The organism is Pseudomonas sp. TNT2022 ID1044 (genome assembly GCF_028656895.1).
In the GTDB taxonomy this organism is placed as follows: Bacteria; Pseudomonadota; Gammaproteobacteria; order Pseudomonadales; family Pseudomonadaceae; genus Aquipseudomonas; species Aquipseudomonas reinekei.
On sequence record NZ_JAMDHB010000009.1, the window covers coordinates 1 to 17,164 of the forward strand.

A 17,164-nucleotide genomic window follows, 5' to 3' on the forward strand; every position below is an offset into this window, starting at 1 on the left:
AATCAGATCAGTCCTAGGAACCGTCTTACGTACATAACGAGTGTTGATTGAGGTGCGCCACGCTTTGGTCGCAAGATTGATACAGGCGGGAACTGCGGGATTGCTACACAGGTGCTTCGAGGGGGCACCCAGAAAGCCCCGCTAGTGCAGCAGGGCTTGATGGTGCGTCAGTAGTGCCCGTGCCGGGGGCCATAGTAACCGCGCGGTGGGCCGTAATAGCCGCGGGGTGGTCCGTAGTAGACCGGCGCCGGGCGGTAGTAGATCGGCTGTTGCACGTACACCGAAGCCGGCTGGTAGTAGACCGGTGGCGGAGGCGGTGCGTAATAAACCGGGGCTGGCTGTGCATAGACCGGTTGCGGCGCGACATACACTGGCCGATTGCTGTTGATGATGGCCGAACCAACGATGGCTGTGCCGACGATCGCGCCAAATACCGCTGGACCTTGCCAACCGCCACCACCGCCATGCGCCTCTGCCTGCCCTGCGATAGCCAAAGCGCCGATCAGCAAGGCCACTGTGGGGATTTTACGGATCATGATAATTCCTCGGTTCTTCGACCCGGCGCTTGCGTCTGCAATAGACTCAAGGATTGTCGCGGGGATACTTCTAAGACAGCGTTTTTTTGTAAATCAGCACAGCCGCTGGGTAAATTTTGTGTAAGGTCTGTACCGGTTTGCTGACGGTCTTTGGTGCCGTCGGCAGGTACGCGAATATCATCGAATAGAACGCATGGGCTGGCTAATCCCGTCCATCTGAAAGTGCGTTAGAAGGAGATTCACATGCAGATGAACCCCAATCGAGACACCCAGCTGTGCATGTCGCTCTCCGGGCGCCCCGGCAACTTTGGCCTGCGATTTCACAATCATCTGTATGAACAACTGGGGCTGAATTTTTACTACAAGGCGTTCAGCAGCCAGGACCTGCCCGGTGCTGTGGGCGGGATCCGTGCGCTGGGCATTCGCGGGTGTGGCGTGTCCATGCCATTCAAGGAAGCCTGCATTGCTTTGGTCGATGAAATGGACGCTTCCGCCGCCGCCATTCAGTCGATCAACACCATCGTCAATACCGACGGCCATCTCAAGGCTTACAACACGGACTACATTGCCGTTGCCCAACTGTTGGAAACCCACGCAGTGCCCAAGGACACGTCATTTGCCTTGCGTGGCAGCGGTGGCATGGCCAAGGCAGTCGCCAGCGCCTTGCGTGACGGTGGCTACAAAAACGGACTGATCGTGGCCCGTAATGAGCGCGCGGGCCGGGCTTTGGCCGAATCCCTGGGCTATGAATGGCAAGCGGAACTGGGTGCCCGACGCCCGCAGATGCTGGTCAACGTAACCCCGGTGGGCATGGATGGCGGCGCAGAGGCCGGACAATTGTCGTTCGAGGCCAGTGTGGTCAAGGCAGCGGACATCGTCTTTGATGTGGTGGCGATTCCGTCGGAAACACCGCTGATCGTGATGGGCCGTGCCGAAGGTAAGAAAGTCATTACCGGGCTGGAGGTGATTGCTATCCAGGCGCTGGAGCAGTTTGTGCTGTACACCGGCGTGCGGCCGACTGAAGAACAGTTTCAGAAAGCAGTGGCATTTGCCCGCAGCTAAATTAAAGTCAAAAGATCGCGGCCTTCGGCAGCTCCAGAGGTCTTGCGATCTTTTACCTTTGGCGCTCTCATTTTCCTGACTGAGGTTTCCATGCATCCGCCCATTCTCAACGTGAATCAGGTCGAACTTGAACCGTTGCCTGAAGCGTTCGCGCCAACCGGTGAAACCGCCGGGCGCTACCAGCAGCGACTGGCCCGCGTCGGTCAGTTGTTGGGTGCGCAGAAGCTGGGTTATCGCTTGTATGCCCTGGAGCCGGGGATGCGGGGCAGCCCGTTTCACAGCCATCGGGTCAATGAAGAAATGTTCTACGTGGTGGCCGGGGAGGGGGAGGTGCGACTCGGCGCTGAGCGCTTTCCGATCCGCGCCGGCGACGTGATCGCCTGCCCGCCCGGCGGCCCGGAAAAAGCCCATCAAATCATCAATACCAGCAACGCTGAGTTGCGCTACCTGGCCGTCAGCACCCAGCAGTCGCCGGAAATCTGCGAATACCCGGACTCGGGCAAGTACGCGGTGATGGATGATTTCAAGGTGGATGCCGAGGGCAACGCCACGGGGTTTGTTGCGGTGGCGCGGCAGGAGGATGGCATCGATTACTGGGACGGTGAGTGAAGGTACAGGATGACGGTTACTTTTGTGGCGAGGGAGCAACTCCCTCGCCACAGTGGGCATCTTTGAAGTTAAAAAGTCATTCCAGCCGCGCCAACCGCTCTTCCAACGCCGCAATCCGCGCTTCCAGTTCTTCGATCCGTTCAATCGAAACACCGCTGCCAGCACCGCGCTCGCTGGGATTCTGCCGCGCCGCCATGATCGCTTCAATATCCGCCGGATCACCCATCGCATGGGTATAGCGGTCCTCACGCTGCCCGGCCTGACGCGGAATCAACACTGCCAGCCCGCGCGCAATCAACCGCTCCAACTGGTGCACCACCTGTTCGGCATCTTCAAATTCATGCATGCGTGCGCTGCGGGTCAGCAGTTCGTTGACCGTCTGCGGGCCGCGCAAAAACATCAGCCCCGTCAGAATCACTTGCGCCGGCACCAGTTCCAAAGCCTTGTCGACTTTGTGCTCCCAGCGATCGGCACGACTGCCCATCACCAGTTTGGTAAAGCCGCGGCCTTCAAGTGCACGCAAACTCTGCCCGACCTGACCGGGAGTGAGGTTCATCACCGGTTCGCGGCTGGTTTTCTGGTTGCAGGCAATCACCAGGGCATTGAGCGTCAGCGGATAGGTTTCCGGGCTGGTGGCCTGCTTCTCGATCAACGAACCCAGAATGCGGATTTCCGTGCTGTTGAGCCGTGGCTCGTCGAACGTTGTTTCTTGCTCAGTACTCACAGTGGCTGGAACCTCGCTAACGGTTGAACTGGAAAATATTGGCTAATAGAACCTCGTTCACGCAGGTTAGTCGAGCATTGCCGTGTTGCCGCGCTTCAATCCTGGCGACATCGCCCGTTCGGACGGCTGATGACCAAAGCGGTCCCGGCGGCGAAGCTTTACGGCAGCTGAAAAAGAACGGTCCTGGGAGGGCGTGGATGGCTATAATCGGCCCACGTTTCCCTCCTGTCACCACACGAGACTTGTCATGACCATTTCCCTGTACGACGCTTCGGTTCCTGTTTTCAAGCAAATGCTCAATGCCCTGAGCGATGTGCTGAACAAGGCCGAAGCCCACGCCACTGCGAAAAACATCGACCCGAACGCCTTCCTGCAAGCCCGTCTGTACCCGGACATGTTCCCGCTGGTGCGTCAGGTGCAGATCGCCGTTGATTTCGCCAAGGGCGTTTCTTCGCGTCTGGCTGAAGTTGAAGTGCCGAAGTACGAAGATACCGAAACCACCTTCGCCGAACTGCAAGCACTGATCGCCAAGGTTCTGGCCTACATCGGCGAGTTCACGCCTGAGCAGATCAACGGCAAGGAAGGCATCGAGATCGTCACCCGTCCGGGCACCCCTAAAGAGAAGCGCTTCTCCGGCCAGGCTTACCTGCTGACCTACGGCCTGCCGCAGTTCTTCTTCCACGTCACCACCACTTACGCACTGCTGCGCCACAACGGCGTTGAAGTGGGCAAGCGCGATTACATGGGCGCGTTCTAAACCGCCAGATACAAAAAAGCCCCCGGAGCCTTGGGCTGCGGGGGCTTTTTCATGTGTACGCATTTATCAGTTACACCACGAACCCTGTGGGAGCGAGCTTGCTCGCGATGGCGGACTGTCAGTCAACATCAATGGTGAATGTTGTGCCCTCATCGCGAGCAAGCTCGCTCCCACAGGGTCGGCGGTGTCAGGCCAATCGTGCTGCTTTATCTTCTTCACCCAGGCAAGCCGCCGCGGTGAACAGTACATCGGTCGACGAATTCAGAGCCGTTTCCGCCGAATCCTGCAACACCCCAATAATGAAACCTACCGCCACCACCTGCATGGCGATTTCACTCTGGACGCCGAACAGGCTGCACGCCAGTGGAATCAACAGCAGCGAACCACCGGCCACACCCGAAGCCCCGCAGGCGCAGATCGCCGCAACGACACTCAGCAGAATAGCGGTCGGCATGTCCACGGCAATCCCCAAGGTATGCACCGCCGCCAACGTCAGCACGGTGATGGTGATCGCAGCGCCAGCCATGTTGATGGTCGCGCCCAGTGGGATCGATACCGAGTAGGTGTCTTCGTGCAGGCCCAGACGCTTGCTCAATTCCAGGTTGACCGGAATGTTCGCCGCGGAGCTACGGGTGAAGAACGCCGTGATGCCGCTCTCGCGCAGGCACATCAGCACCAACGGGTACGGGTTGCGGCGCAGCTTCCAGAACACGATCAGCGGGTTCATCACCAGCGCCACGAACAACATGCAACCGAGCAGTACGGCCAGCAGGTGGGCGTAGCCGATCAGTGCGCCGAAACCGGAAGTGGCCAGGGTCGAGGCCACCAGGCCGAAGATGCCCAGCGGGGCGAAGCGAATCACCACTCGCACGATCACCGTCACGCCGTTGGACAGGTCGCCCAGCACTTCTCGGGTGGTGTTGCCCGCATGGCGAATGGCGATGCCCATGCCGATGGCCCAGGCCAGAATGCCGATGAAGTTGGCGTTCATCAGGGCGCTGACCGGGTTATCAACCACGCTCAGCAGCAGGTTTTGCAACACTTCGCCAATCCCGCCCGGTGCAGTCACCGCAACGTCCTGAGTCGACAGCACCAGGTTGGACGGGAACACCATGCTGGCAACCACCGCGACCACGGCAGCGGCGAAGGTCCCCAGCAGATACAGGAACAGAATCGGCCGGATGTGGGTTTCCTGGCCGTGCTTGTGGTTGGCGATGGACGCCATGACCAGCACGAACACCAGAATCGGCGCGACCGCTTTCAGTGCGGAAACGAAGACCTTGCCGATAAACGCGGCGGACTTCGCCACTTCTGGCGCAACCAGGGCCAGGGCAATACCGGCGATCAGGCCGATCACGATCTGCGTGACCAAACTCAGGCGTTTTAGGCGTTGCAAGAGAGAAGGGGATGAAGCAGTCATAAAACGGCATCTCTGATTTTTTATAAGTTCGAGGTTTCACCGCCGTTGCAGCAACAATCAGGGCAGGCCGCAGACGGGAAGCCGGGAGAGAAACACGGGATTTAGGGCTCCGCATTCCTTTTGGGAGCGAACTTGCTCGCTCTCACAGGTTTTGTATCAACCACTGGGTGTACTTTTTTCAGGGCGCGGACTTTATCACAGCGTAGGCGCAATCTTTCAGACCTGTGACGAACTGCCACCCCGGCATTCAACGCGAATTGCAGGTTCGTGCAACCTCACCCGGAAACACTCTGCTAAGATTCGCCATCCTCATTTTCAAATTGCCAGTGGGCCTTCGGGCTAGCGCTGGTGTTTTCGTTTTCTGGAGTTTTGCATGCTGTTTCCCATCCTTCTGTTGTCTGCCGCCGGTTTTACGGTGCTGACCACGGAATTCGTCATCGTCGGCCTGTTGCCTGCCATCGCCCGTGATCTTGAGGTCAGCATCCCGCAAGCGGGTTTGCTGGTGACCCTGTTCGCCTTCACCGTTGCCGCGTTCGGGCCGTTCCTTACCGCGTACTTCGCCCGCTTCGAGCGGCGCAAGCTGTTTATCTCGGTGTTGATCATGTTTGGTCTGGCCAACACCCTGGCGGCATTGGCGCCAAACATCTGGGTGATGGCGTTCGCGCGGCTGATTCCGGCGCTGGGCTTGCCGGTGTTCTGGGCGCTGGCCAGTGAAACGGCGGTCGATATCGTCGGGCCGGATTACGCGGGCCGAGCCATCGCCAAGATCGGCTTCGGCATTGTCTGCGCCACCGTGTTCGGCATTCCGGTGGGCACGTTGATTTCTGATGCGTTCGGCTGGCGCAGTGCATTTGCGATTCTCGCGGTTATCGCGTTTGCCAAGGCGTTGCTGCTGTTTATCTACCTGCCGAAAACCAATCTGCACCAGCATCAGGTCAGCTTTCGTTCGCAGTTCAAGATCCTGCGCAGCCCATTGATGATCGGCCACGTGTTGCTGTCGGTGATTGTGTTCAGCGGCATGTTTACCGCTTACACCTATCTGGCGGACATCCTTGAACGCCTGGCCGGGTTCAACGGCACGGTCGTCGGCTGGTGCCTGATGGGCTTCGGCGCGGTCGGCTTGATCGGCAACTCGTTGGGTGGTCGCGCGGTGGACCGTCATCCGCTGATGGCGTCGATGATGTTCTGCGCCTTCATGATCGCCGGCCTGGTGGCGCTGGTGCCGAACATTCATTCGCCGGTCGGTCTGGCGGCGGCGATGGGTATCTGGGGGGTGACTCAGGCGGCGATGTTCCTGGTCAGCCATGTGCGCTTGATGAAAGCTGCGCCGCAAGCGCCGGCGTTCGCGGCGTCGCTGAACATTGCCGGGGCCAACCTCGGGATTGGCCTCGGCGCCATGATCGGCGGTCGGGTGATCGACAGCGTTGGCCTGCAAGGCTTGGGTTTTGCGGCAGCCGCTTTCATTCTGGCTTCGATCCTGCTGGCCATCGCCCTGATGACCTTCAAGCCGCGCGAAGAAGTCACAGCGCTGTAAATAGCTCGCGTCGGGCACCTTCGGTAATGGCGACAATGCCGGGGTGCTTGACCTTGCGTTCCACCGAAATGGCGTAGAACGACTCGCTCACCGCGTCGGTCTGGCCAATGACCTCTACGCCACATTGGCGTTTCACTTCGTCGGCAATCACGCTCGGGCCAATAAAAATCCCGCTGCCGGATTGGCCGAAGGCCTGCATCAAGGCGCTGTCGTCGAACTCACCGACAATCTGCGGTTGAATCTGCTGTTCGGCAAACCAACGCTGCAATCGGCTGCGCACCACGGTTTCCGGACCCGGAATCAGCAGCGGTGCGCCATGCAGGTTGCGGGGGAAGTCCTGGCCGTATTTCGCCGCCAACTCCGGAGTGGCGAAAAAACTGATCCCGCATTCACCGAGTTTCTGACTGTAACCCTTGATGTCCAGGTGCGACGGCATCGGGCTGTCGGAGATCACCAGGTCCAGGCGCTGGATGGCGAGGTCCGCCAGCAGGCGCTCGAGTTTGTCTTCGCGACAGGTGATGCGCAGCGGTTCGCTCAGTTCCATGGTCGGCGCAATCAGCCGATAGACAATGGATTTGGGCACCACATCGGCCACGCCGACTCGGAACAGAATCTGCTGCTCATTGGGCTGCGCCCGCAGCATCAGTTCCAGTTCACCGCCCAGCTGAAACATCTGTTCGGCATACGGCAGGGTCTGCCGTCCGGCTTCCGTCAGTTCAAGCTGTCGACCCACCCGGCGAAACAATTCGATTCCGTAGGTTTGTTCGAGCAGCGAAATCTGCCCGCTGATGGTCTGTGGCGTCAGGTTCAGCTGCTCGCAGGCACGCACGATGCTGCCGGTCTTGGCCACCACCCAGAAGTAGTGCAGTTGTCGATAGTTGAGCATGTTGATCTACAGTTCGTAAAAATCGAAGTATAGCCGGTAAAAATACGAATTTTCCTGAAGTGTCTGTCTCCCTAGAATGCGTCGCTATCAACGGGCCATCGTTTCGGTTCCGTTCGTTCTATCGAGGGAAGCATTATGAAAATTAAAGCCACGGCGCTGGTGATCACATCTTTACTGGTATTGGCCGGTTGCGATCAGGCTGAGAAAAGCGCTCAACAATTGATGGGTAAAGCCGCCGAAAGCGCAAAACAAGCCATCGACGACACCCATAAAGCCGCCGAGCAGGCACTCAGCGACGCCACTGGCGGGCTGATCAGCAAAAAAGAATCATCGGAAAAAGACTCGGAAAAATCCGAATCTTCCTCCCAGGAAATCTAAACCGTCTTACAACGAGTCAGGACTGACCCATGGAATACCTTCTACAGCTTGCCGCCAGCCCCACTGCGTGGGTTGCCCTGGCCACCCTGGTGGTGATGGAAATCGTGCTTGGCATCGATAACCTGATCTTTATCTCGATCCTGACCAACAAACTGCCCGAGCAGCATCGGCAGAAAGCGCGGCGCATTGGTATCGGCATGGCGCTGATCCTGCGCTTGGGCCTGCTCAGCACCATTGCGTTCATTGTTCAGCTGACCGCGCCGGTGATCGAGATTCTCGGCCATGCGTTCTCGTGGAAAGACATGATCCTGATCGCCGGTGGCCTGTTCCTGTTGTGGAAGGCCACGACCGAGATCCATCACAGCATGGACCCTGCGCCGGAAGATCCGAAATCGGCGACCTCCACCGTGACCCTGGGCTTTGCCGCGGCCATTGGTCAGATCCTGATGCTGGACATGGTGTTCTCCATCGACAGCATCATTACCGCTGTCGGCATGACCGAGCATTTGCCGATCATGATCATCGCGGTGGTGGTGTCGGTACTGGTGATGTTGCTGGCGGCTGACCCGTTGGCCAAGTTCATCAACGACAACCCGACTGTGGTCATGTTGGCGCTGGGCTTCCTGATCATGATCGGCATGACGCTGATCGCCGAAGGCTTCGGCGCCCATGTGCCGAAAGGTTACGTGTATGCCGCCATGGCGTTCTCGGCGGGTATTGAGGTGTTGAACATGATGTCTCGCCGGGCGAAGCAGAAGCGCATAGCCGCCGAAGCTTAACCGTCGATAAACGAAACGGCCGCCTGAACTCGAAAGAGTCCAGGCGGCCGTTTTTGTTTGAGTGTTTGAAAGGCGCCAGTCAGTGGGCCGTGACGTGGCGCGCGGCGGTTTTATCGGTTTTCACCATGGGTGCCGGCCGGTTCGGGTGGTGATGGTGCCGGCGTGTTACGCGCAGAACGCCCCATAACATGGCGGCGGCGACAGCCAGCCAGCCGCTAATCAACATCACGATCGTCATAGTCAGGCTCATCGATGCCTCCTCTTTGCCCTGCAGCGGGCAGACACACTATGCAAGTGACAGTCTAGCCGCTGTCGTGTTTCAAGCTATTGACCGAAGGTCGACTGTCATCAACCAGTTCGCTCTATGCAAACCACTCAACTACCGGTTAAGGCTATACCGGCGCCCCGTGGCGTCCTATGATCGACGACCAAGCCGGGAGCGGATCGCCCGGCGTCTGAACAAGAGAGTGATGATGGCGCGGGTAATTTCTCGAATTCTTTCAGTGGCGGTCATCGTGGGATGCGTCGCCGGCCTGGCTGGCTGCGCGGGGAGCGTGCCGCCACAAATCAAGCGTCTGCCGGAAAGGGTGGAGCTCAGTGGGCGCTTCTATAAAGGCGTGGCCAACCAAAGCGGGCCGCAGGTACTGGCAAGCATGCTGTCCCAGCAAGGCATCGTGATTACCCCAGGGCTGCTCGATAAGCCATTGCGTTTGCCGGGCGCCGAAGCCCAGCTGCAACAGAACATGCAAAACCTCGCGCGTGAGTACGGGATGATGGTCTATCCCCTCGACAGCAACTTGCCAGCCTTACTGACGCAGGTGGCGGCAGGTTATCCGGTCATGGTGCGTTTTACCGAAGGCTCGGCACTTTGGTCGGAACCGCGTTATGCCATCCTCACGGGATACAACCGGCAGAAGCAGACCGTGTTGCTGCGTGCCGGCATGGATCAACGACTGCTGATGAGCTTCAGCTCGTTCGAATCGGCATTCAAGGATGCCGGTGGCTGGGCAGTGTTGATTCAGGCGCCGACGCAGATTCCCGCCGAAGTCGATCAGCAGCGCTGGCTCAAGGCGGCGAACGATCTCGCCCAGGCCGGCCAGGAGCAAGCGGCAGCGAAAGCCAAAAAAGCTTTGGGTGCCCGTTAAGCCCGTTCGTCATCTGCCGGGCACCCCGGCGCATTGGCGTCCTCTGACGATCAAGGCCCCGCACTTTTCGGGCCGCGATCAGGAGGCGTTCATGGCACATTCCAATACCCCCGCCGGCCCGCATTCGTCTGAGCATTCGTCTGGTGATGATCTGGGGTTCGACCCCGATTCTCCTGACGTTGCCGACCCTCAGGTCGACCCCATTGGGCCGGCCAAGGCGCCGAAAGACGTGAAGCCGGGCGATAACCCCAAGGCTCCTTCGAAACCCTACGATCCGCTGGGTGATCTCAAACCCTAGGTCTGATGGAGGTACGCATGTCTACCGATTCGAGTTTCAACGATAAACGTCCGGAAACCGTTCCCACTACACCGCAAGAGGACATCGACCCGGTGCTGGATCCGGACAGCCCGATGCGCGATCCACTGGCGCGGCCGACGGTGGCGCCAACCGAGCATCCTCAGGGCTGGCGAGATCCCGGTAAAGGCGATGGCATTCCGGATGACGACCAGATGCCACTGCCGAACGATTAATCGCTGACGAAAAAAGCCCCGAATGTTCGGGGCTTTTGCTTGCTGTTGCAGGCGGACCTATTTCGAGGCTTCAACTAAGCCGCTCTGACGTTGCTTGAGGTTTTTATCGGCTTTGTATTGCAGGGCAACCGAAGGCACGTCCGCGCTCTTGCCGCTCTCAACCCAATTACGCATGCGCGTGGCATCGGCAAAATGGGTGTACTTGCCATAGGCGTCGAGGATTACCAGGGCCACCGACCGATTACCCATACGGGTCACCAGCACCAGGCAATGGCCTGCCGCATTGGTGAAACCGGTTTTTGTCAGTTGAATGTCCCAATCCGGCTTGCGGACCAAATGGTCGGTGTTGCGAAAGCCCAGGCTGTACACGGGTTTGCGGAACGTAACGGTTTTTTCCTTGGTCGTGCTCAGCTCGGTCAACAGCGGGTACTTGTGCGCGGCAATCAATAGCTTGCTCAAGTCACGAGCGGTCGAAACGTTGCGCGCCGAGAGGCCCGTGGGCTCGACGAAATGGGTATTGGTCATGCCCAGAGCGCGGGCCTTGGCGTTCATCGCCGCAATGAACGCGGCGTAGCCACCCGGATAGTGGTGGGCGAGGCTCGCGGCGGCACGGTTCTCCGACGACATCAGGGCAATCAGCAGCATTTCCCGGCGAGGCAATTCGCTTTTTAGTTTTACCCGTGAATACACACCTTTCATTTCCGGTGTGTCACTGATGTTGATGTTGATGTATTCGTTCATGTTTTGCCGGGCTTCAACGACCACCAGGCCAGTCATCAACTTGCTGACCGAAGCAATGGGAACGACGACGTCCGGGTTGCTGGCATAGATGACTTTGTTGGTCTGCATATCGAGCAGTAAAGAACTGCCGGAAGCGAGCTTGAGTTTCGAGGTATCTCGAGGCGCTGCAGTCGTTTCGCCAGCGCTGGCGATTGGCGTGATGAAAGTCCCTGTAACTGCAAACAATAAGCTCAGGATGGAAAGACGGATTTTCACGCTGGCAGACTCATAATGTGTTGATAAGCCGTTTTGTAACGGGCTATTTCTTAAAAAGCGCGACATTCTGGAGTATGGCTGAATAACTGTCGATGGTTGATCAAGTCACTTGCGAAAGTCCCGGAAAACATGAAAAAAAAGTCATTTTCCGGCGGATGGTCGCGGTTTGTTCCGGGCAAAAAGAACCCCGCCATGGGCGGGGTTCCTTGAGTCGCTTTTTACCGCTGCGTGGAATACTCAGCCATGCAGGGTTTCGGCGGCATACAGCGTGTTTTCCAGCAGGCAGGCGCGGGTCATCGGACCAACACCACCCGGCACCGGCGTGATCCAGCCAGCGCGGGGCAGGGCAGTTTCGTAGATCACGTCGCCGACCAGCTTGCCGTCTTCCTGACGGTTGATGCCGACGTCGATCACGATCGCGCCTTCCTTGATCCACTCACCTTTGACCAGGCCTGGCTTGCCAGCGGCAACGACGACCAGATCGGCACGACCGACGTGGCCCGCCAGATCCTTGGTGAAGCGGTGGGTGACGGTCACGGTGCAACCGGCCAGCAGCAACTCCATCGCCATCGGGCGGCCAACGATGTTGGATGCACCGACCACCACGGCATTCATTCCATACAGATCGGCACCGGTGCTTTCCAGCAGGGTCATGATGCCTTTCGGCGTGCATGGACGCAGCAGCGGAATGCGCTGGGCCAGGCGGCCGACGTTATAAGGGTGGAAGCCGTCGACGTCTTTGTCCGGGCGAATGCGCTCCAGCAACTTGGACGCGTCCAGATGTTCAGGGAGAGGAAGCTGCAGCAGAACGCCATCAATGGCGGGATCGTCATTCAGGCGATCGATCAGATCGGCCAGCGCTTCTTGAGTGGTTTCGGAAGGCAGGTCGTAAGCTTGGGAAAGGAAGCCGACCTCTTCACAGTCTTTACGCTTGTGCGAGACATAAACCTGAGAGGCAGGATCGCTGCCGACCAGGATCACCGCGAGACCCGGCGTGCGCAGACCTTGCTGGCGACGCTCGGTGACGCGTTGGGCGATCTGCTGGCGCAGGCTGGCGGCGATCGATTTGCCGTCGATTAGTTGTGCAGTCATTGCGCGTGATTAACCATCGAGAGGGGAAAAAAAGAGAACGCATTCTCGCATGTCATGCGGTGAGGGCAAAGGCGCTTGGTCTGCAAATTCCTCTAACCCCTTTAATTAAATGAATTTTTTTTAAAAAGGATTTGACGACCTCCGGGGGGCTCTATACTATTCGTCGCACTTGTCGGGCACAGCCTAGCACTGGTTAAGAAGGTCGAGCGGAATCAACGTTCTGCAAGGCTGAAAAGCACTTAGTTTGTAGTCCTTCAAGGGTACAGCTAACAAGGCGCCCGTAGCTCAGCTGGATAGAGCATCCGCCTTCTAAGCGGATGGTCGCAGGTTCGAGTCCTGCCGGGTGCGCCATTAGGCAGCTTTGGCACAAGTAGCGCAATATGGTGGGCGTAGCTCAGTTGGTAGAGCACGGGATTGTGACTCCCGTTGTCGTGGGTTCGATCCCCATCGTCCACCCCATATTTCGAAAGGCGCCAGATTAACAGTCTGGCGCCTTTGCTTTAAAGGCTTCACTCCGCGGATGTGGTGGAATTGGTAGACACACTGGATTTAGGTTCCAGCGCCGCGAGGCGTAAGAGTTCGAGTCTCTTCATCCGCACCAAATAAGCTTCACTCATGTCAATTGGCAGGATTGAGGTTCAACAGAGAAGTTGTTTGGCTTCTTTGTTACGCAATATGGTGGGCGTAGCTCAGTTGGTAGAGCACGGGATTGTGACTCCCGTTGTCGTGGGTTCGATCCCCATCGTCCACCCCATATTTCGAAAGGCGCCAGATTAATAGTCTGGCGCCTTTTTTGTTTCAGTGGATTGAGTTTCCAGCGGCTGCAGGTTCTGGGTCGCAGGGCAGGGCGTTTCGTCGTATTTATGTTACTCGATGATGCCGTGCTGCCCGCCGGCCTTGCCTGCAAGGGCGGCTGTCAGGGAGATGCGCGGCAACCTCTTCTATATAAGGAAGGGTTGGTGCAGAGCCTTGGCGTGATTGGCTGTATTTGCCACCGGAGCGAGGTGCATCCGTGCATTCGCACCTATAAATTGCCTGCTGCTTTTTTACCCGTTTTCAGTGGGGTGACTTCTTGAGTTTGACCCACTAGAATGCATGCCCTTGATTCTGGGGTCGGAAACGGCCGGCTAACGTCTGTGCAACGAGGAATATCCATGCAAGTTTCTGTTGAAAATACTTCTGCTCTTGAGCGCCGCATGAGCATCACCGTGCCGGCTGAGCGCATCGAGACTCAGGTCAACAAGCGTCTGCAGCAGACTGCCCAAAAGGCCAAGATTGCTGGCTTCCGTCCAGGCAAAGTGCCAATGAGCGAAATCAAGCGTCGTTTTGGCGCTGAAGCTCGCCAGGAAGCTGTAGGCGACGTCATCCAGTCTTCTTTCTACGAAGCTGTTGTCGAGCAAAAGCTGAACCCGGCTGGTTCGCCTTCGATCGAGCCTAAATCCCTGGAAGCGGGCAAGGACCTGGAGTACGTCGCAGTTTTCGAAGTGTTCCCAGAGTTCACCGTTGCCGGTTTCGAAGGTATCACCGTCGAGCGCCTGAGCGCTGACGTGTCTGATGCCGATCTGGACAAAATGCTGGACATCCTGCGCAAGCAGAACACCCGTTTCGAAGTGGCCGATCGCGCTGCCCAGAACGAAGACCAGTTGAACATCGATTTCGTTGGCAAGGTCGACGGTGAAGTGTTCGCTGGCGGTTCCGCCAAAGGTACTCAGCTGGTTCTGGGTTCCGGCCGCATGATCCCTGGTTTCGAAGACGGTCTGGTTGGCGCTAAAGCCGGCGAAGAACGCGTTCTGAACCTGACCTTCCCAGAGGACTATCAGAACCTCGACCTGGCTGGCAAAGCCGCTGAGTTCACTGTGACCGTGAACACTGTTTCGGAGCCAAAACTGCCAGAACTGACCGAAGAATTCTTCGCTCAATTCGGCATCAAGGAAACCGGTCTGGAAGGTTTCCGCGCTGAAGTTCGCAAGAACATGGAGCGCGAGCTGCGTCAGGCGATCAAATCCAAGGTCAAGAATCAGGTAATGGACGGTCTGCTGGCCACCAACCCGATCGAAGTGCCGAAGGCTCTGCTGTCCAACGAAGTTGACCGTCTGCGCGTGCAGGCCGTTCAGCAATTCGGCGGCAACATCAAGCCAGACCAACTGCCGGCCGAGCTGTTCGAAGAGCAAGCCAAGCGCCGCGTAGTGCTGGGCCTGATCGTGGCTGAAGTGGTCAAGCAGTTCGACCTCAAGCCTGACGAAGCTCGCGTTCGTGAGATGATCCAGGAGATGGCTTCGGCTTATCAGGAGCCTGAGCAAGTTGTGTCCTGGTACTACAAGAACGACCAGCAACTGAACGAAGTTCGCTCGGTTGTGCTGGAAGAGCAAGTTGTGGATACTGTTCTGCAGAAAGCTAGCGTGACCGACAAATCGGTCTCTTACGAAGAAGCGGTCAAGCCGGTAGAAGCTCCACAAGCCGACTGATTGTTTTTGCGGTAAGAAGCAAACACCATAAGCCAGCTCTCGAGCTGGCTTATGCGTATTCAAGACATAACTATTTGGGAGTGACTGCAGAGCATGTTCCGTAATTCGTATATTCAGCAGAACTCTGATATCCAGGCCGCAGGCGGTCTGGTCCCGATGGTTGTCGAGCAGTCCGCTCGTGGCGAGCGCGCCTATGACATCTACTCGCGTCTTCTCAAGGAGCGAGTGATCTTTCTGGTGGGTCCGGTAGAGGACTACATGGCCAACCTGATCTGTGCGCAACTGCTGTTCCTTGAAGCGGAAAACCCGGACAAGGACATCCATCTCTATATCAACTCCCCGGGCGGTTCGGTGACAGCTGGCATGTCGATCTACGACACCATGCAATTCATCAAGCCCAACGTGTCGACCACCTGTATCGGTCAGGCGTGCAGCATGGGCGCCTTCCTGCTGACAGCGGGTGCCCCAGGCAAGCGTTACTGCCTGCCGAATTCGCGAGTGATGATTCACCAGCCACTGGGCGGTTTCCAGGGCCAGGCGTCGGATATCGAAATCCATGCCAAGGAAATCCTCTTCATCCGCGAGCGTCTGAACACGCTGATGGCCAAGCACAGCGGTCGCACTCTGGAAGAAATCGAGCGCGATACCAACCGCGACAACTTCATGAGTGCAGAAGCTGCGAAGGAATACGGTTTGATCGACGAAGTGATCAACCAGCGCCCAGCTTAAAAATAAGCAGCTCAAAATAGGCTTGGTCGGCTTGTCTGATCAGCGGCGGGCTTGAAAAAGCCCGCAATAGCCTTCATCTTGTGTTGCAAGCCTATCGGATTTGGATCGAACGAATGACTGACACCCGCAACGGCGAGGACAACGGCAAGCTGCTCTATTGCTCCTTCTGTGGCAAAAGCCAGCATGAAGTACGCAAATTGATTGCCGGCCCCTCGGTCTTTATCTGCGACGAGTGCGTCGACCTGTGCAATGACATCATCCGCGAGGAGGTGCAGGAGGCACAGGCCGAAAGCAGCGCGCATAAATTGCCTTCGCCTAAAGAAATCAGCGGCATCCTTGATCAGTATGTGATTGGTCAGGAGCGTGCGAAAAAGGTTCTGGCCGTAGCGGTGTACAACCACTACAAGCGCCTGAACCAGCGTGACAAAAAGAATGACGACGTCGAACTCGGCAAGAGCAACATTTTGCTGATCGGCCCGACAGGCTCGGGTAAGACCCTGCTTGCCGAAACACTGGCCCGCTTGCTGAACGTTCCGTTCACCATCGCTGACGCAACCACCCTCACCGAGGCGGGTTACGTGGGTGAAGATGTCGAGAACATCATTCAGAAGCTGCTGCAGAAGTGCGATTACGACGTGGAAAAGGCCCAGATGGGCATTGTCTACATCGATGAGATCGACAAGATCTCGCGCAAGTCTGACAACCCGTCGATCACCCGGGACGTTTCCGGTGAAGGCGTGCAGCAGGCCCTGCTCAAGTTGATCGAAGGCACGGTCGCTTCCGTTCCGCCGCAAGGTGGTCGCAAGCATCCACAGCAGGAATTCCTGCAGGTCGACACCCGTAACATCCTGTTCATCTGCGGTGGTGCGTTCTCTGGTCTGGAAAAGGTTATTCAAAACCGTTCCACCAAGGGCGGCATCGGTTTCAACGCAGAAGTGCGCAGCAAGGAAGAAGGCAAGAAAGTCGGTGAATCCCTGCGTGAAGTCGAGCCTGACGATCTGGTCAAGTTCGGTCTGATCCCGGAATTCGTCGGTCGTCTGCCGGTTCTTGCCACGCTGGACGAGCTGGATGAGGCTGCTTTGATGCAGATCCTCACCGAGCCGAAAAATGCTCTGACCAAGCAATACGCCAAGCTGTTCGAGATGGAAGGCGTGGACCTGGAGTTCCGCACCGATGCATTGAAGTCGGTTGCCAAGCGCGCGCTGGAACGCAAGACCGGCGCCCGTGGGCTGCGTTCGATTCTCGAAGGTGTGTTGCTCGACACTATGTATGAAATCCCCTCGCAGTCCGAGGTGAGTAAAGTAGTGATCGATGAAAGCGTTATCGAAGGCAAGTCCAAGCCACTGTATATCTATGAAAACAGTGAGCCTGCTGCCAAGGCCGCGCCAGACGCTTAAGCGTCACGCAGCCGGAACAAAGAAGGGGCCTTCGGGCCCCTTTGCTTTTTGCGCGTTTTAACACTGTCTTTGTGCTTGTTTTTTTTGAAGGCAGCCCCCATCTTGGTTTCAAGCTTACTTCCAT

General features: G+C 57.5%; 18 protein-coding genes, 4 tRNA genes and 1 pseudogene. 16 read left to right on the top strand and 7 right to left on the bottom strand.

From position 1 onward, the window contains the following. Window positions 1-167 precede the first annotated feature (167 nt). Window positions 168-536 carry a hypothetical protein gene (locus M5G20_RS12850; protein WP_273919377.1) on the bottom strand — a complete coding sequence of 123 codons (369 nt, stop codon included), beginning with the start codon at window positions 534-536 and terminating at the stop codon, window positions 168-170. 243 nt (window positions 537-779) lie between these two features. Here M5G20_RS12850 and M5G20_RS12855 point away from each other — a divergent pair, with 243 nt between their 5' ends. Further along, window positions 780-1,598: a shikimate 5-dehydrogenase gene (locus M5G20_RS12855; protein WP_273919378.1), complete on the top strand. Its 819-nt coding sequence runs from the start codon at window positions 780-782 to the stop codon at window positions 1,596-1,598. 90 nt (window positions 1,599-1,688) lie between these two features. Continuing rightward, entirely contained in the window at window positions 1,689-2,207 is a 519-nt protein-coding gene (locus M5G20_RS12860) for a cupin domain-containing protein (protein WP_273919379.1), read from the top strand. Between the two features lie 76 nt (window positions 2,208-2,283). Here the strand turns inward: M5G20_RS12860 and M5G20_RS12865 are convergent, their stop codons facing one another. Beyond that, window positions 2,284-2,931, bottom strand: coding sequence for a YceH family protein (locus M5G20_RS12865; protein WP_273919380.1), 648 nt, complete (start codon window positions 2,929-2,931; stop codon window positions 2,284-2,286). 247 nt (window positions 2,932-3,178) lie between these two features. Here M5G20_RS12865 and M5G20_RS12870 point away from each other — a divergent pair, with 247 nt between their 5' ends. Continuing rightward, the gene (locus M5G20_RS12870; protein ID WP_273919381.1) at window positions 3,179-3,688 is read left to right on the top strand and encodes a DUF1993 domain-containing protein; all 510 of its coding nucleotides are present in this window, start codon (window positions 3,179-3,181) and stop codon (window positions 3,686-3,688) included. A 187-nt stretch (window positions 3,689-3,875) separates the two neighbouring features. Here M5G20_RS12870 and sstT read toward each other — a convergent pair whose 3' ends face one another. Further along, window positions 3,876-5,108 carry a serine/threonine transporter SstT gene (gene sstT, locus M5G20_RS12875; protein ID WP_273919382.1) on the bottom strand — a complete coding sequence of 411 codons (1,233 nt, stop codon included), beginning with the start codon at window positions 5,106-5,108 and terminating at the stop codon, window positions 3,876-3,878. Window positions 5,109-5,481: 373 nt separating this feature from the next. Between sstT and M5G20_RS12880 the strand changes: the two genes are divergently transcribed. Then, a complete protein-coding gene (locus tag M5G20_RS12880; protein ID WP_075948024.1) occupies window positions 5,482-6,642 on the top strand; it encodes an MFS transporter in 1,161 nt (386 codons plus the stop codon). On the opposite strand, the gene nhaR is transcribed toward M5G20_RS12880, so the two are convergent. Next, entirely contained in the window at window positions 6,629-7,528 is a 900-nt protein-coding gene (gene nhaR / locus M5G20_RS12885) for a transcriptional activator NhaR (protein ID WP_273919383.1), read from the bottom strand. The two genes, M5G20_RS12880 and nhaR, sit on opposite strands and share 14 nt — an antisense overlap. A 135-nt stretch (window positions 7,529-7,663) precedes the next feature. Here nhaR and M5G20_RS12890 point away from each other — a divergent pair, with 135 nt between their 5' ends. Both M5G20_RS12890 and M5G20_RS12895 read left to right on the top strand, forming a co-directional pair. After that, entirely contained in the window at window positions 7,664-7,906 is a 243-nt protein-coding gene (locus M5G20_RS12890) for a hypothetical protein (RefSeq protein WP_075948022.1), read from the top strand. A gap of 29 nt (window positions 7,907-7,935) precedes the next feature. Further along, the gene (locus M5G20_RS12895; protein WP_273919384.1) at window positions 7,936-8,685 is read left to right on the top strand and encodes a TerC family protein; all 750 of its coding nucleotides are present in this window, start codon (window positions 7,936-7,938) and stop codon (window positions 8,683-8,685) included. A gap of 79 nt (window positions 8,686-8,764) precedes the next feature. On the opposite strand, the gene M5G20_RS12900 is transcribed toward M5G20_RS12895, so the two are convergent. Continuing rightward, window positions 8,765-8,935, bottom strand: a complete 171-nt coding sequence (locus M5G20_RS12900) for a hypothetical protein (RefSeq protein ID WP_273919385.1) — start codon at window positions 8,933-8,935, stop codon at window positions 8,765-8,767. A gap of 167 nt (window positions 8,936-9,102) precedes the next feature. Here M5G20_RS12900 and M5G20_RS12905 point away from each other — a divergent pair. The 3 genes and pseudogenes from M5G20_RS12905 to M5G20_RS12915 all read left to right on the top strand — a co-directional run bounded on the left by M5G20_RS12905 (window position 9,103) and on the right by M5G20_RS12915 (window position 10,361). After that, a pseudogene (locus M5G20_RS12905) lies at window positions 9,103-9,830 on the top strand (peptidase C39 family protein). Between the two features lie 91 nt (window positions 9,831-9,921). Then, complete coding sequence (locus M5G20_RS12910; protein ID WP_150736265.1) at window positions 9,922-10,128, top strand: DUF6021 family protein; 207 nt, start codon at window positions 9,922-9,924, stop codon at window positions 10,126-10,128. 17 nt (window positions 10,129-10,145) lie between these two features. Further along, window positions 10,146-10,361: a hypothetical protein gene (locus M5G20_RS12915; RefSeq protein ID WP_273919387.1), complete on the top strand. Its 216-nt coding sequence runs from the start codon at window positions 10,146-10,148 to the stop codon at window positions 10,359-10,361. Between the two features lie 57 nt (window positions 10,362-10,418). Here the strand turns inward: M5G20_RS12915 and pbpG are convergent, their stop codons facing one another. Continuing rightward, window positions 10,419-11,357: a D-alanyl-D-alanine endopeptidase gene (gene pbpG, locus M5G20_RS12920; protein WP_273919388.1), complete on the bottom strand. Its 939-nt coding sequence runs from the start codon at window positions 11,355-11,357 to the stop codon at window positions 10,419-10,421. A gap of 237 nt (window positions 11,358-11,594) precedes the next feature. Then, a complete protein-coding gene (gene folD / locus M5G20_RS12925) occupies window positions 11,595-12,449 on the bottom strand; it encodes a bifunctional methylenetetrahydrofolate dehydrogenase/methenyltetrahydrofolate cyclohydrolase FolD (RefSeq protein WP_150736268.1) in 855 nt (284 codons plus the stop codon). Window positions 12,450-12,723: 274 nt separating this feature from the next. Between folD and M5G20_RS12930 the strand changes: the two genes are divergently transcribed. From M5G20_RS12930 to clpX, 7 genes are all read left to right on the top strand, one after another. Then, window positions 12,724-12,800 (top strand) — tRNA-Arg (locus M5G20_RS12930). A gap of 32 nt (window positions 12,801-12,832) precedes the next feature. Next, window positions 12,833-12,908 (top strand) — tRNA-His (locus M5G20_RS12935). Between the two features lie 57 nt (window positions 12,909-12,965). Beyond that, window positions 12,966-13,050 (top strand) — tRNA-Leu (locus M5G20_RS12940). A gap of 77 nt (window positions 13,051-13,127) precedes the next feature. Further along, window positions 13,128-13,203: transfer RNA gene (locus tag M5G20_RS12945), tRNA-His, on the top strand. A gap of 400 nt (window positions 13,204-13,603) precedes the next feature. Further along, window positions 13,604-14,914: a trigger factor gene (gene tig, locus M5G20_RS12950; protein WP_273919389.1), complete on the top strand. Its 1,311-nt coding sequence runs from the start codon at window positions 13,604-13,606 to the stop codon at window positions 14,912-14,914. Window positions 14,915-15,007: 93 nt separating this feature from the next. Next, window positions 15,008-15,643 (top strand): ATP-dependent Clp endopeptidase proteolytic subunit ClpP, encoded by a 636-nt coding sequence (gene clpP / locus M5G20_RS12955; RefSeq protein ID WP_053161532.1) that lies wholly within the window; start codon window positions 15,008-15,010, stop codon window positions 15,641-15,643. Between the two features lie 113 nt (window positions 15,644-15,756). Then, the gene (gene clpX, locus M5G20_RS12960; RefSeq protein WP_046032565.1) at window positions 15,757-17,040 is read left to right on the top strand and encodes an ATP-dependent Clp protease ATP-binding subunit ClpX; all 1,284 of its coding nucleotides are present in this window, start codon (window positions 15,757-15,759) and stop codon (window positions 17,038-17,040) included. The last annotated feature ends 124 nt before the right edge of the window (window positions 17,041-17,164 follow it).